The sequence below is a fragment of the Sphingobacterium sp. genome, assembly GCF_032065005.1.
GTDB lineage: Bacteria > Bacteroidota > Bacteroidia > Sphingobacteriales > Sphingobacteriaceae > Sphingobacterium.
This window is the reverse complement of sequence record NZ_DAMBMM010000010.1, coordinates 69,227-83,504: the sequence shown is the minus strand read 5'-3', so window position 1 is coordinate 83,504 and position 14,278 is coordinate 69,227. Positions and strand designations below refer to the sequence as shown.

The following is a 14,278-nucleotide window of genomic DNA, read 5'->3' as shown; positions in this document are numbered from 1 at the left end:
TCCTTTATCCTATGAGTATTTATAACATCAATAAAGGGATTGGAAGAACAGTAGAGTTTAAAGGACTGAAAGCACAATACCTGTTCATTTTTGCAGGTGGACTACTAGGTACGCTCATCTTCGTGATGATACTGTATATGGCTGGTGTCAATTCCTATATCTGCTTGTTTCTGGGAGCAGGCGGTGCATCACTGATCATCTGGCAAACCTTTTCATTGAACAGGAAATACGGCGAACACGGATTAATGAAAGTGGGCGCAAGAAAAAGGCATCCTCGCTACATCATCTGTCGCAAGCCTGTACACCGCTATTTAAAATTCACTCCTAAATCAAATGCCGTATGAGAAATGTATCTAAGACGACCACATTGGAAAACAAATTTCCTTTGCTGGCTGTAGAAAACAATTGCATTCTTTCCAAAGATGCAGACATTACCGCCTGTTTTGAAGTGCGTTTACCTGAATTGTTCACGGTCGCTTCTGCGGAATATGAAGCGATTCATTCCGCTTGGCATAAAGCAATCAAAACCTTGCCAGATTTTACGGTTATTCACAAACAGGATTGGTACATCAAAGAGAACTACGCACCTGATTTGGCGAAGGAAGATCAAAGTTTTTTGGCTAAATCCTACCAACGCCACTTCAACGAACGACCGTTTCTAAACCATTACTGCTACCTGTTCCTAACCAAAACCACCAAAGATCGGATGCGGATGCAAAGTAACTTTTCTTCGCTTTGCAAAGGTACGCTGATACCAAAGGAAATCAGGGATAAGGAAGCGATCCACCATTTTATGGAAACCGTGGCGCAGTTTGAGCGTATCGTGAACGATAGCGGTTTTGTAAGCCTAAAACGCCTCACCGAAGACGATATCATTGGAACGGATGAAAAACAGGGGTTGCTAGAACAATACCTTACGCTTTCCAGAGAAGTCGGTACACCGATGCAAGACATTGCGCTTGGGGCTGAGGAAGTTCGTGTCGGAAATAAAAGATTAAGTCTGCACACCTTGTCCGATACAGATGACTTGCCTACAGCGGTTTCAGCAGATACTCGTTTTGAGAAACTATCGACCGATCGGAGCGATTGCCGTTTGTCTTTCGCTGCTCCTGTGGGATTGCTGTTAAGCTGTAATCACATTTACAACCAATATTTATTCTTAGATAACAGCGAAGCTAATCTGCAAAAGTTTGAGAAGTCTGCAAGGAATATGCACTCTTTGGCTCGGTACAGTCGTGCCAATCAAATCAACAAAGAGTGGATCGAAAAATACTTGAACGAAGCACATTCGTTCGGACTTTCTTCTATTCGGGCACATTTCAACATTATGGCCTGGTCGGAAGATCCAGCAGAGCTTAAACAATTGAAGAATGATTGCGGTAGTGCATTAGCATTAATGGAATGTAAACCTCGCCATAACACGACCGACGTAGCTACGCTGTACTGGGCGGGAATACCGGGTAATGCCGCTGATATCCCGAGTGAAGAAAGCTTCTACACCTTTATAGAGCCTGCTTTGTGTTTGTTTACCGAGGAAACCAATTACCACAATTCACCCTCGCCATTCGGTATCAAGATGGCGGATCGTTTGACCGGAAAGCCTATCCATTTAGATATTTCGGATTTACCGATGAAACGTGGGATTATCACCAATCGGAACAAATTTATTTTGGGCCCTTCAGGTTCAGGAAAATCGTTCTTCACCAACCACATGGTACGTCAATATTATGAGCAAGGTGCACACGTGTTGCTTGTGGATACGGGAAATTCTTATCAAGGATTGTGCGAATTGATTAAGGGTAAAACCAAAGGCGAAGATGGTGTTTACTTTACCTATACCGAGGATAATCCGATTGCTTTTAATCCATTCTATACCGACGACGGTGTGTTTGACATTGAGAAAAGGGAAAGTGTGAAAACGCTCATCTTGACTTTATGGAAGCGTGATGATGAACCACCAACTCGTTCGGAAGAAGTAGCATTGTCCAATGCTGTAAGTGGTTACATCGACCGTATTAAACAGCACAGCGAATTTCCTTCTTTTAATGGTTTTTATGAATATGTAAAAGGCGATTACCGCAAAGTATTGGAGGAAAAACAAGTTCGTGAGAAAGATTTTGACATTGCTAATTTTCTTAACGTACTCGAACCTTATTACAAAGGAGGGGAATATGATTACTTATTGAACTCCAATAAGCAACTCGACCTGCTTTCCAAACGCTTTATTGTTTTCGAAATTGATGCGATAAAAGATCACAAAATTTTATTTCCCATTGTGACCATCATCATTATGGAGGTCTTTATCAACAAGATGCGCAGGCTCAAAGGTATCCGAAAACTCATCCTGATTGAAGAAGCTTGGAAAGCCATTGCCAAAGAAGGTATGGCGGAATATATAAAATATTTGTTTAAAACCGTTAGGAAGTTCTTCGGAGAGGCCATTGTGGTAACTCAAGAAGTGGATGACATCATCCAATCGCCCATCGTCAAAGAAAGCATCATCAACAATTCCGATTGTAAAATCCTGCTCGATCAGCGTAAGTACATGAACAAGTTTGATGAGATACAAGCCATGCTGGGGCTAACCGACAAAGAAAAAGCACAGGTACTTTCCATCAATATGAACAACGATCCTTCTCGACTTTACAAAGAAGTATGGATTGGCTTAGGCGGAACCCATTCCGCCGTCTATGCCACAGAAGTTAGTTTGGAGGAATATTTTGCCTACACCACCGAAGAAACCGAAAAAATGGAAGTGATGCAATTAGCTTCTGAACTGGGCGGAAACGTAGAGCTCGCTATTAAACGTATCGCCATGCAAAGGCGAGAGAAATCAAATCAGTAACAATTTTAAAAATTATCAAAAATGAAAAAAATCATGTATTTGGTGTGTACGGCACTTATGCTTGCCGTAGCACCATCAGCGAAAGCGCAATTTGTAGTCACCGATCCAGTAAATCTGGCATCGGGTATCCTTAACAGCGCCAATGAAATCATACAGACTTCATCCACGGTATCCAATGTCGTTAAAAACTTCAAAGAGGTGGAAAAGATGTACAACCAGGGTAAAGAATATTACGACAAACTACAAGCGGTAAACAATCTGGTGAAAGACGCCCGTAAGGTGCAGCAGACCGTATTACTTGTCGGTGATGTGTCCGAAATGTACGTTCAGAATTTCGGTAAGATGATGAATGACCCAAACTTTTCTGCACAGGAATTGGCGGCGATTGCTAACGGTTATTCGGCATTGCTGAATGAAAGTACGGAGCTACTGAAAGAACTCAAACAGATCGTAAGCTCATCTAGCCTATCGCTAAATGATAAAGAGCGTATGGATATTATTGATAAAGTGTATAACGAAGTAAAAGAATACCACAGTCTGGTACGCTACTACACCAATAAGAATATCTCCGTCAGTATTCTAAGAGCAAAGAAACAGAACAATACCCAAAGAGTACTTGAGCTGTACGGCACTTCAAATCAAAAATACTGGTAGTTATGGAATTCAATAATCTTCACGAAGTACTACGTTCCCTGTATGACGAGATGATGCCACTGTCCGCCGATATGGCGGCAGTGGCTAAAGGAGTCGCAGGATTGGGCGCTTTGTTCTATGTCGCCATCAAAGTATGGCAGGCACTCAGCCGAGCAGAACCAATCGATATGTACCCACTACTTCGCCCGTTTGCTTTGGGACTTTGCATCATGTTCTTTCCAACCATGGTTTTGGGAACCATCAATGCCGTATTAAGCCCCGTGGTACAAGGTACGCACGCTATTCTCGAAAACCAGGTGCTTGATCTGAATGATTTGCAGGCAAAAAAAGACCTCTTGGAACGAGAAGCGATGTTGCGAGATCCCGAAACTGCTTATTTGGTATCAAATGAGGAGTTCGATAAAAAACTCGAAGAATTGGGTTGGTCACCTTCCGATTTGGTTACGATGTCGGGTATGTACCTAGAGCGTGGTATGTACAGTATGGAAAAAAGCGTCAAGGATTGGTTTCGCAATTTGTTAGAAATATTGTTTCAAGCGGCTGCATTAGTCGTTGACACCATACGGACATTTTTTTTAATTGTTCTATCCATTCTCGGCCCCATAGCTTTTGCAATATCGGTATGGGATGGTTTTCAATCGACACTCACGCAATGGCTCACCCGATACATCAGTGTTTATTTATGGTTGCCAGTCGCTGATCTGTTCAGTGCGATGCTTGCCAAGATTCAATCCCTCATCATCGAAAAAGATATTGAGATGCTTGCCGATCCGACTTTCATTCCCGACACCTCAAATACTGTTTACGTCATTTTTATGATTATCGGCATCGTGGGATACTTTACCATTCCGACGGTAACAGGTTGGGTTATCCAAGCCGGTGGTGCAGGAAACTTTACCCGCAACGTAAACCAGACAGCAATGAAAGCAGGGAATGTCGCAAGTGCGGGCGCAGGTTCGGCTGCTGGCAACATTGGAGGTCAGCTTCTAAAAAAATAAGATAAAACAACTAATCATTCAAGAAAATGGAATTTAAAACATTAAGAAATATTGAAAACAGTTTTCGCCAAATCAGGCTGTACGCCCTTGTATTTGCCGTACTCTGCATAAGTGTTGTAGGATTTTCCGTGTGGAAATCCTACCGCTTTGCGGAGCAACAGCGAGAAAAAGTATATGTCTTGGACAATGGCAAATCATTGATGTTGGCTTTAGCGCAAGATGCAAGTATCAACAGACCAGTCGAAGCAAGGGAACACGTAAAACGCTTCCATGAACTGTTCTTTACGCTCGCACCGGATAAGAATGCCATCGAAAGCAATATGAAAAGGGCTTTTAACCTTGCGGACAAATCGGCTTTTGACTATTACAAAGACCTTTCGGAAAAAGGGTATTACAGCCGTATCATTTCCGGAAACGTACAGCAACGCATCGAAGTGGATAGTGTGGTTTGCAATTTTGATACCTATCCGTATTCGGTACGTGCCTACTCTAAACAATTCATTATTCGTTCGAGTAATGTAACCAAGCGAAACCTGATTACTTCCTGCTATCTGGTAAACTCTGTCCGTTCAGACAACAATCCACAGGGGTTCAATATCGAAAAATTTGCGGTGCTTGAAAACAAAGATATAGAAGTGATTGAACGCTAAAGTTTCGGGTATGAAAAAATTAAGAACAAATATAGACAGGTATTTTGACAAGCTGGACAATCGTTGGCGGAGATTACCGCTACGCAAACAGTACCGATACACCTTGTATTTCTTCACGGCGTATTTACTGCTTACCGTAGGTGTCGTTTTCAAAGTATGGTACGATACAGCAAAATCCCGTAACGATATGCAAATCGAGCATATCGAAAACCCTATTCTCAAAAAGAACGAAAACCCTGCAAGATTGCAGGACACATTAACAACAATTTTTAAAAACAAGTTATATGAAAGAAAATGAGAACAAAAAGTCGGTTGTTCGGGTAACCGAGGGAACCCCGAAAGATACCGCCGATATACTGCAAGACAGTACACAGAACAAAATGGACAAACTTAAAAAACCGCTCATCTTTGGTTTAATGGGAGTTGTTTTCGTAGGCTGTATGTATTTGATCTTTAAACCGTCCGCTGACAAAAAAGAAATCGAAAACATTGGTTTGAACGATGCTGTCCCACAAGCAACGGGTGCAGGAATGCCTGCTGACAAAGGCAAAGCTTATGAATTAGAAATGTTGGAACGCAAAGACCAGGAAAAGCGTAATGCTTTAACTACGCTTTCGGATTATTGGAGTACCGAAGACAAGGACGAGTCGATTGACGAATTTTCCGACGAAGACGAAAGCTACGATTATGGCGGTGGTGGCAGAAATTCAGGAAGATCTGGCAATCCTGCATTAAGTAGTTACCGAAATATGCAAAGTACATTGGGTTCTTTTTATCAAGATGATCACTCGGAGACCATGGAACTCCGTAAAAAAGTGGACGAATTAAAAGAGCAATTAGCGGAAAAGGATGTCCCACCTGTTCCAACATTAGATGATCAGCTTTCCCTCATGGAGAAATCCTACCAAATGGCAGCAAAGTATCTGCCAACAGGAACAAATTCGACAGAAGCTGCACCTGCTAAAAGTATTGCTCCAGCGACAACGGGGTCAACACAAAAGGAGCAATTTGTATCCTTTACCTCATCAAGGAAGAGCACCGTTTCAGCTTTGTATCGTGAGCCTACAGATAGTGCTTTTCTAGCCGATTGGAACGAAAGCAGAAATCGAGGTTTCTATACCGCTGGTTCAACCCAGCAAATCATACAACCCAAAAATAGCATCAAAGCCTGCGTACACGATGAACAGACGGTTGTTGGAGAAACAGGCGTTCGTTTGCGTTTGTTGGAATCTGCCCAGACACCTAATCGCACGATTCCCAAAGGAACAATCGTAACCGCTAATGCCAAATTTCAAACAGGCCGGTTACAGCTAAAAATTACTTCCATAGAATTGGAAGGCAATATCATGCCAGTGGATATCACCATTTACGATCTGGATGGACAGCAAGGTTTGTACGTACCGTATTCACCAGAAATGAACGCCCTTACCGAAATGGCGGGTAATATGAGCCAGAATACGGGAACAAGCGTAATGCTTACGCAATCGGCAGGACAGCAAGTAGCCGCTGATTTGAGCCGTGGCGTGGTACAAGGGATTTCGGGCTATTTCGCCAAAAAAGTAAAAACACCAAAAGTGACCCTAAAGGCAGGACATCAAGTATTCCTGGTGACTAAAAAATAATGTTGAATTCAAACAAATAAAATTAAATACGATGAAAAATCATTTAAAAACCTTTTGGGCAATCGCCCTGATGATCGGCTTTGCCGTACCTTCTTTTGCACAGAACAGCATAAGAACTCCACTTGCTTTGGGCAAAATAGAACCTTACCAAATGGAAGTTACTTACGACAAAACTTCCCATCTAATTTTCCCAACGGGTATTAGATACGTGGATTTAGGAAGCGAATACCTCATCGCTGGAAAGGCAGAAGATGCCGAAAATGTATTGCGTGTGAAAGCTTCCGTAAGGGATTTTGAATCCGAAACCAATTTTTCGGTCATTACCAATGACGGACGTTTTTACAGTTTCAATGTGTATTATAGTGGGTATCCCAATGTGTTGAGCTATGACCTGCTGACAATGCAAAAGTCAGTAGATAAATCGAATGGTAACGATGTACTTTTTGAAGAATTGGGCAACAATTCGCCATCATTGGCAGGTTTGTTATTAGAAACGATCTATAAAAACAACAAGCGCATTGTAAAACATATTGGCGCCAAGAGTTTCGGTATTCAGTTTATCCTGAAAGGAATCTACATCCACAACGGTAAATATTATTTCAACACGGAAGTAAAAAACCGTACTAACGTGCCTTTTCAGATTGATTTTATCAATTTCAAAGTAGTAGACAAAAAGATAGCTAAACGTACCGTGGTACAGGAACGTCCGATGATACCACTGAGAACTTATAAGCCATTGGACGGTATCAATGGCAAATCGACCGAACAAAACGTGTTCCTTTTAGACCAATTTACCATTGCCGATGACAAGGTACTGTTGATTGAGATTTTTGAAAAAAATGGTGGCAGACATCAAACGCTTCAGGTCGAAAATTCAGACTTAATCAAAGCTCGTTTGATTGACGATATGCACCTGAAATTTTAATAACCTTTAAAATTATAACGATGAAAAAATATATCTATACCGTGATGCTCGTTTTGATGACCATCACGGTTACACAGGCACAGCGAATGTTGCCCAAACAAAAAGGATTGGAAATAAGCACAGGCGTATTATCCGATGACAAGATTGGCAATGATTATTACATCAGTCTTGGAATGACCGTGAATGGTAAAAATGGAAATTACCAGCTTTGGGCGTTGGAATATACGCACCAATACCACAACTACAAAGACCTCCGCATACCACAGGAAACTTATACTGCCGAAGGTGGTTACAGTTTATTCTTGTTAGGCGATGCCCGTAAAAACATTGCACTGAATGCTGCTATAACAGGTGTAGTGGGTTATGAAACCATTAACCGTGGTGAAGCAATGTTGTATGACGGAGCAAAAATACTGAGCGAGGACAACTTCATTTACGGGGCAGGCGGACGATTGTCTTTTGAGACCTACTTGTCTGACCGATTTGTACTCGTCTTACAAGGTCGTACAAAAGTATTATGGGGTACGGATCTACAACAATTCCGACCATCAGCTGGTCTAGGATTACGGTTTAACTTTTAAAATATAAAAATGATGATAGCAATATTTAATAAATTCAGGACAGGATTAAGCCCGATATATACAATGCTGGCAATCCTCATAGCTTCGGTTACCTTGGTATCTTGCAGCAAAGATGACGAACTGGAAATACAGAATGATTTTCCTTTTGAGGTCAAAATAATGCCTGTACCAAAGGAGGTAACAAATGGTCAGACTATCGAGATCAGGATAACCATACAAAAAAGCGGTAATTACCGTAATACACAATACTATCTGCGGTATTTTCAGTTTGACGGAAAAGGTATGCTTCGTTATTACGATGAACCTCCGTACCTGCCGAATGATTTATACCCATTACCTTCGGAACAATTCCGGTTGTATTACACTTCGGCATCTACCGTATCACAATCTTTTGAGATTTGGATTTCGGATAGTTTTGGGAATGAAAAGCAATTAAGCTTTGACTTTAACAGTAGTAATTAGAAAGACTTGAATTAAAGAAAAACCGACCTGTATGCAATTATGCAGGTCGGTTTTTTGCTTTTCAACTTTCAGTGTATGAATGATTTTGTTTAAATTTACTTGAATTATAATTTTATAGGTATGGATGCAGTTACTTCTCAATTGGTGCTGGGGATTATTCCTCTTATTGTTGGAATAGGTCTTGTCTATTGGATAAACCGCAGGAAATTTTATAGGCGTAATGCCGTAGGTGCTGAAGGATTTTCAAGTTTTGAATCATCCGTATTTATTCGTCTTATAGAGCGTATCGGTAAATGGTGTGCTTACGCTTTGATTATTATTGGAATTCTTTTTGTTTGGTCGTATTCGCAAATGAAAAAAGAGAAAGAAAAAAAACAATCTGAAGTAAAAACCGAACAGCCTGCACAACGTTAATTTTTATTCTTCACAATAATTTTAAAATCGGATAACCTTTTGGATTATTCTATTTTTAGCAAAAGTAAACTGCCAAATACCGCCTTTCAAAGCCATCGGCTACAACATTTCAGAATGTCTTAAAATACCTTTATAAATTTAACTTCCACCGAAAAAATGAGTAAAAATGGAAGTGATTGCAATACAGAAGTCCGCATTGGATGAAATGAAGAATGAGCTAAGGGAACTTTTGGAATTGACCGAAAATGCCTCAAGGAAATATACTCCAATTTTCAAAGAAGAGAAATGGTTGGATAACCAGGAAGTGTGTTTGATGATGAACATTACCAAACGGACATTACAGACTTATAAAGACAAAGGCTTATTGCCTTATTCCAAATTGAATCGTAAGAATTATTATAAACGCTCGGACGTACAAGTTTTGCTCGAAGCTGGTCAGCCGTACAATACAAACAACAATGGATTTACTGACAAATGAAGCGGAAGAAATCATCGCTCATCAGGAGCTGATCATGCGATTAAAAAATCGTATCGAAGAAATATTGAACAACTACCGTCCTATAATGAAAGGAGAAATATACCTATCTGGCGAAGATGTATGCGAACGGCTCCATATCAGCAAACGAACTTTACAGCAATACAGAGATGATAAAATCCTACCGTATATACAAATAGGGGGAAAGATAATTTACAAGGAAAGTGATATTTTGACAGTCTTGGAGCAGAACTACATATCCAATAATACCGACCATATATAACCAATTTTTATTCAGATTGTGTTTTCGTATCAGAACGACTTTAGTATCTTTGTAGGAACATATAGAAAAATCTTAAAGTGTTTTTACTTTAAGTCCCGCATTGAAAACTGGTAATTTTTAAGACTACGGGACAATAAGAAAGAACGCTCATGCCATAGGCGTGGGCGCTCGCTTATTCGTAGTCGGGTATACCAGTGCCTCAATGTCGGTGTAAGTGTAGTTGCCTGCGCTTTATTTTTTTGTGCAGGGCTACATCAACTTAAAAAAGGTATGATATGGAAACTGGCACAGCAAAAGAAAAAATCACCCTCGCCTTTATCAACGATAAAAGTCCTATTTTGGATTTAATTTGCAAGGATTTCGTTGCTTCAGGAATTGAAGTATTGTTTCGTTCGGAAAATATTGAAGACGGACTCTCTCAATTATCAGCATTAAAAGAACTTCCTCAGGTTTGTATTATCGACCTTGATTTCTTCGATAAGAATGTATTGAAAAAACTTCAAGAATTCAAAACAAAATACCCTAGCATTAAACTTATTGCCCATAGTGATATTGACAATGAGAAAATTGGTAAGACGCTCTTAGCTATTGGTTTTTCAAGTTATTTATTAATTGGTACTGATACTGACGATTTTAAAAAAGCCATTGAAAGAGTTTCCAATGGCTGATAAATATTTTTGTGAGGGGATAACGAAAATCGTTTGAAAATATTTTTAAATAAGTAACGCCTCCAGCATTAAAAGACAAATAATTTTGATAAAAAATGTGGGGTGACTTTATTATTACACAATAATTTTGGACACAGGAAACAGGCAGGGTTGGGCGCTGGATAAAATAGATTTATTACATTAATTGGATCGAGACACAGGTCGACCCTTACAGTATGATTTCTTAACGGATTTGCATCAAAAGAGGGGTTTTCTATGTTGGGTCAAAGTCAAAAAATATTGTATTCCGACACATCTCCTTATTCATTTACGGATAATAGGTTTACCTTGTAGTAGCCAAGTATTCCTTAATTTCGTTTACTGTATTCTTAGCTGATCTTCCAACTCCAATAAGTGTGGCAGATGCAAAGCCTGTCCAATTTCCATATCCTACTAGCCAAAGTCCAGAAACTCTATTTGCTCTAGTTCCTGTTGTTTCAACTCGGCCGTTCGGATCGGTAATACCTAAGTTATCGAGATGTTGGGTGGCATACCTAAAACCAGTACACCAAACTATGGCATCAAACTTTTCCTCTTCTCCAGTTTCCCATTCAACACCGGTAGCTGTTATGGAATTTATACGACCTTTGCTATATAAAACATTTCTTCTTCTTGCTTCGACAACTGATGGTACCATTACAATATTTGACAAATTATAGGTGTTTGTATCCAATGTTTTCCCTTCTTTTTGGGCATTATACATTGCTGTTGCAGTATCAAATAGCACACGACCGTCTACTTCATCAGGAAGAAAACTAGGATTTTCAAGTGTAGACCATTCGGTTTGTCCTACTTTGGATATTTCAGCAAGTAATTGTGCTCCAGAATTACCACCTCCTACAATTAGTACTTTTTTATCCTTAAAAATCTCAGGACTTCTGTAATGAGCAGAATGTACTTGTAGACCTTTAAATAATTCCTTTCCTTTTACATCCGGAATAAATGGCGCGGACCAAGTACCAGTTGCTGAAACCACTGCTTTCGCAAAGTACTCACCATCTGATGTTTGCAATTTAAATCCTTCTTGGGTTCTTTCTACCGATTGAACCTTAACCGATCTAGTTGTTGGTATATTATATTTATTCTCATACTTTTCTAGATAATCAATTGTTTCTTTTCTGAATGGGAATTTACCCTGAGATTCTGGCATGAGCCATCCAGGTAATGAACTAAATTGTGCTGGGGAGAATAGGGTCAATGATTCCCATCCATGATTCCATGCTCCGCCAGACTGCCTTTGCTCGTCGAGTAGCATATAATTTAAACCAGTGCGTCTTAAAAAATATCCACAAGCAAGGGCACTTTGCCCACCACCAATAACTATTACATCATAAATTTTCATTTCACTCATTTAAACGATTACTATTCCATACAGTACAAAAAATCTAAAGCTTTTAATGTCATTAAGTATGTATATATTGATATGTCAATACCAGAAAAACAACTTATATAATTAAAAAAAACAGGGATTTACCTTTTTGGAAGTCCCTGCCTTACTGAGCAATAAAGTTTAACTGTAATATTTCTTTTTAAGCCAAAGACTAACACGTACTAACAGGATTAAGACGGGTACTTCAATCAATGGACCAATAACCCCCACAAATGCTTGTGGAGAATGTATTCCGAATACGGCTATCGCTACTGCAATGGCTAATTCGAAGTTGTTGCCCGTAGCGGTAAAGGATATTGCGGCATTCTTATCATAGGCTACATTCATGGATTTATTCATGAAAAAACTGATAAAGAACATCAATACAAAATAAATCACTAACGGAATAGCAACTTTCAGAACCTGCATAGGTAGTTGTACAATTTGCTCCCCTTTTAGGCTAAACATTAAAACAATGGTGAATAGCAAAGCATACAGGGTAAATGGTGATATAAAGGGTATAAATTTACGGGTATACCAATTTTCACCTTTTATTTTAGAAAGGTATTTATGACTTAAAAATCCGGCTAAAAAAGGAATTCCTAAATAGATGAGTACGCTTTTAATGACTTCGCTCATCTCTATTGAAACGGAATATTCAGCAAAACCAAAATAAGTTGGCAATACATTGATAAACAACCAAACAAAAAAGCTGTAAAATACGATTTGAAAAATACTGTTTAATGCAATTAGAAGCGCGGCATACTCTCTATTTCCTTTTGCAAGGTCATTCCATACAATGACCATGGCAATACATCGTGCGAGACCAATAAGAATTAATCCGACCATATAGTCTGGTTCATTTCTTAAGAATATCACTGCTAGTATAAACATCAAGATAGGACCAACAAGCCAGTTTAGGATAAGTGATAAGCTAAGCACTTTTTTATCCTTAAACGCAAGCGGCAAAAGATTATAATTTACTTTAGCCAAAGGAGGATACATCACGATGATTAGACCAATAGCCAATGGGATATTAGTAGTTCCAACCGATAGTGAATCCATCACGTTAGAAATGCTTGGAAATAAATTCCCTATTAACACCCCTAATCCCATCGCCAAAAAGATCCATAAGGTTAAGTATCGGTCTAAAAACTTCATTCTTACTTCCATCACTATTCTTTATTTAATTTGTGAAAAGACATAAAACATTTCTGAGGCTATTTCTAAACTTCTACGATTATAGACCTGATCTTGTTGGTCTGTATTGTCTGAGATTTTAGGATCCTCAAAGGTAATAGGTATGCGCTTCTCAGCACCCGCAATAAATGGACAACCACCGTCTGCTTGTGAACAGGTCATGACGGCAGCAAAGTTGGATTGAGGATTGAATGCTGCATCGTATTTTTTAGAGAAACCTATTATCGGCAATGCATTTTTATCATATTTGAGTGCATATACCGGATTAGCACCTTCGGAAATGGTAATTACCTCGATTCCTGCTTTTTCAAATGTTTCTGCAACTTTAGGAAACATAGCTGTTTCTTCGGTACCACCTGAATAACATATAACTCTAGGTATCTGGTAGTGTGTCGCCGCTATTTGTGCCCATACTTGAGACAAGTGACTTCTACGTGAATTGTGCGTACAGATAAAATTGATGTTGATATCTAATCCATCTGTAAATTTACCTTGGATATAGTCAATCAAGGGCTGCAAAGTAGCTTTGCGCCCTTGATTGATTTCTAATTTTAGTATATCCGTAACTGTATTTACTAATTTTGTGTTCATAATCGTATTTTGATTAACAACAGCCTGATCCTGGTGCACAGCTATTGGATTTTGATTCGCTCACTTGCGCTAGACTAGGAATACCACAAGCATCTTGTGCTAAACATGCGGTCGTTTTGTTCGTTAAAACAAAATTCTTGCCATTGAAATCTAATCCGAATTTTCCAATGGTTCCGCTTTGATACTCTACTTCAATCTCGTGATCTCCGATATTCAGTTTTGTTTCGGATAGCTCGATGATATGTAATAGCTTGCCGGGTTTTAGTCTGTGCTCATAATCATCTGCATTCCACAACTGGAAGTTTACAGTATTCTCTGCACGAGTTACTCCACCACAATCAATGAAATTTTTAATAATTTGACCTACTTCGGTAACGTGAAAGTGTTCCGGTACAAATGTTCCGTCTTCTAATTGAAATTCAACATTTTCTAATGTTGGAAGGATTTGTTTGATTTCTGATAGTTTCATACTATTTTTATTTAAATTAATTTTTAATGAATC

Annotated in this window: 18 protein-coding genes; 14 read left to right on the top strand and 4 right to left on the bottom strand. The window is 39.3% G+C overall.

Annotation, left to right across the window (positions count from 1 at the left end):
- Window positions 1-11: 11 nt before the first annotated feature.
- From RT138_RS15435 to RT138_RS15370, 14 genes are all read left to right on the top strand, one after another.
- Window positions 12-344, top strand: a complete 333-nt coding sequence (locus RT138_RS15435) for a DUF4133 domain-containing protein (RefSeq protein ID WP_313191396.1) — start codon at window positions 12-14, stop codon at window positions 342-344.
- Complete coding sequence (locus tag RT138_RS15430) at window positions 341-2,845, top strand: TraG family conjugative transposon ATPase (RefSeq protein WP_313191395.1); 2,505 nt, start codon at window positions 341-343, stop codon at window positions 2,843-2,845. The genes RT138_RS15435 and RT138_RS15430 overlap by 4 nt, the downstream gene beginning before the upstream one ends.
- A 21-nt stretch (window positions 2,846-2,866) precedes the next feature.
- Window positions 2,867-3,499, top strand: a complete 633-nt coding sequence (locus tag RT138_RS15425; RefSeq protein WP_045755183.1) for a DUF4141 domain-containing protein — start codon at window positions 2,867-2,869, stop codon at window positions 3,497-3,499.
- A 2-nt stretch (window positions 3,500-3,501) separates the two neighbouring features.
- The gene (traJ, locus tag RT138_RS15420; RefSeq protein ID WP_045755182.1) at window positions 3,502-4,497 is read left to right on the top strand and encodes a conjugative transposon protein TraJ; all 996 of its coding nucleotides are present in this window, start codon (window positions 3,502-3,504) and stop codon (window positions 4,495-4,497) included.
- A gap of 26 nt (window positions 4,498-4,523) precedes the next feature.
- Window positions 4,524-5,147 (top strand): conjugative transposon protein TraK, encoded by a 624-nt coding sequence (traK, locus tag RT138_RS15415; protein WP_045755181.1) that lies wholly within the window; start codon window positions 4,524-4,526, stop codon window positions 5,145-5,147.
- A gap of 10 nt (window positions 5,148-5,157) precedes the next feature.
- Window positions 5,158-5,445: a nitrogen regulatory IIA protein gene (locus RT138_RS15410; protein WP_313191394.1), complete on the top strand. Its 288-nt coding sequence runs from the start codon at window positions 5,158-5,160 to the stop codon at window positions 5,443-5,445.
- Complete coding sequence (gene traM / locus RT138_RS15405; RefSeq protein WP_313191393.1) at window positions 5,432-6,769, top strand: conjugative transposon protein TraM; 1,338 nt, start codon at window positions 5,432-5,434, stop codon at window positions 6,767-6,769. Before RT138_RS15410 ends, traM begins: the two co-directional genes overlap by 14 nt.
- Before the next feature lie 31 nt (window positions 6,770-6,800).
- Entirely contained in the window at window positions 6,801-7,694 is an 894-nt protein-coding gene (gene traN, locus RT138_RS15400) for a conjugative transposon protein TraN (RefSeq protein WP_313191392.1), read from the top strand.
- Window positions 7,695-7,714: 20 nt separating this feature from the next.
- The gene (locus RT138_RS15395; protein ID WP_313191391.1) at window positions 7,715-8,275 is read left to right on the top strand and encodes a conjugal transfer protein TraO; all 561 of its coding nucleotides are present in this window, start codon (window positions 7,715-7,717) and stop codon (window positions 8,273-8,275) included.
- Between the two features lie 12 nt (window positions 8,276-8,287).
- Entirely contained in the window at window positions 8,288-8,737 is a 450-nt protein-coding gene (locus tag RT138_RS15390; RefSeq protein ID WP_313191420.1) for a DUF3872 domain-containing protein, read from the top strand.
- 120 nt (window positions 8,738-8,857) lie between these two features.
- Window positions 8,858-9,151 (top strand): hypothetical protein, encoded by a 294-nt coding sequence (locus RT138_RS15385; protein ID WP_045755914.1) that lies wholly within the window; start codon window positions 8,858-8,860, stop codon window positions 9,149-9,151.
- Window positions 9,152-9,317: 166 nt separating this feature from the next.
- Window positions 9,318-9,629 carry a helix-turn-helix domain-containing protein gene (locus RT138_RS15380; protein ID WP_313191390.1) on the top strand — a complete coding sequence of 104 codons (312 nt, stop codon included), beginning with the start codon at window positions 9,318-9,320 and terminating at the stop codon, window positions 9,627-9,629.
- On the top strand, window positions 9,610-9,909 hold the full coding sequence (locus RT138_RS15375; protein WP_313191389.1) for a helix-turn-helix domain-containing protein: 300 nt from the start codon (window positions 9,610-9,612) through the stop codon (window positions 9,907-9,909). Before RT138_RS15380 ends, RT138_RS15375 begins: the two co-directional genes overlap by 20 nt.
- Window positions 9,910-10,184: 275 nt before the next feature.
- Window positions 10,185-10,577 carry a DNA-binding response regulator gene (locus RT138_RS15370; protein ID WP_313191388.1) on the top strand — a complete coding sequence of 131 codons (393 nt, stop codon included), beginning with the start codon at window positions 10,185-10,187 and terminating at the stop codon, window positions 10,575-10,577.
- Window positions 10,578-10,899: 322 nt separating this feature from the next.
- Here RT138_RS15370 and RT138_RS15365 read toward each other — a convergent pair whose 3' ends face one another.
- From RT138_RS15365 to RT138_RS15350, 4 genes are all read right to left on the bottom strand, one after another.
- Window positions 10,900-11,967, bottom strand: coding sequence for an ArsO family NAD(P)H-dependent flavin-containing monooxygenase (locus RT138_RS15365; protein WP_313191387.1), 1,068 nt, complete (start codon window positions 11,965-11,967; stop codon window positions 10,900-10,902).
- Between the two features lie 159 nt (window positions 11,968-12,126).
- On the bottom strand, window positions 12,127-13,158 hold the full coding sequence (gene arsB, locus RT138_RS15360; RefSeq protein WP_313191386.1) for an ACR3 family arsenite efflux transporter: 1,032 nt from the start codon (window positions 13,156-13,158) through the stop codon (window positions 12,127-12,129).
- Window positions 13,159-13,167: 9 nt separating this feature from the next.
- Window positions 13,168-13,776 carry a low molecular weight phosphatase family protein gene (locus tag RT138_RS15355; RefSeq protein ID WP_045752272.1) on the bottom strand — a complete coding sequence of 203 codons (609 nt, stop codon included), beginning with the start codon at window positions 13,774-13,776 and terminating at the stop codon, window positions 13,168-13,170.
- Between the two features lie 13 nt (window positions 13,777-13,789).
- On the bottom strand, window positions 13,790-14,245 hold the full coding sequence (locus tag RT138_RS15350) for a DUF6428 family protein (protein WP_313191385.1): 456 nt from the start codon (window positions 14,243-14,245) through the stop codon (window positions 13,790-13,792).
- Window positions 14,246-14,278 lie beyond the last annotated feature (33 nt).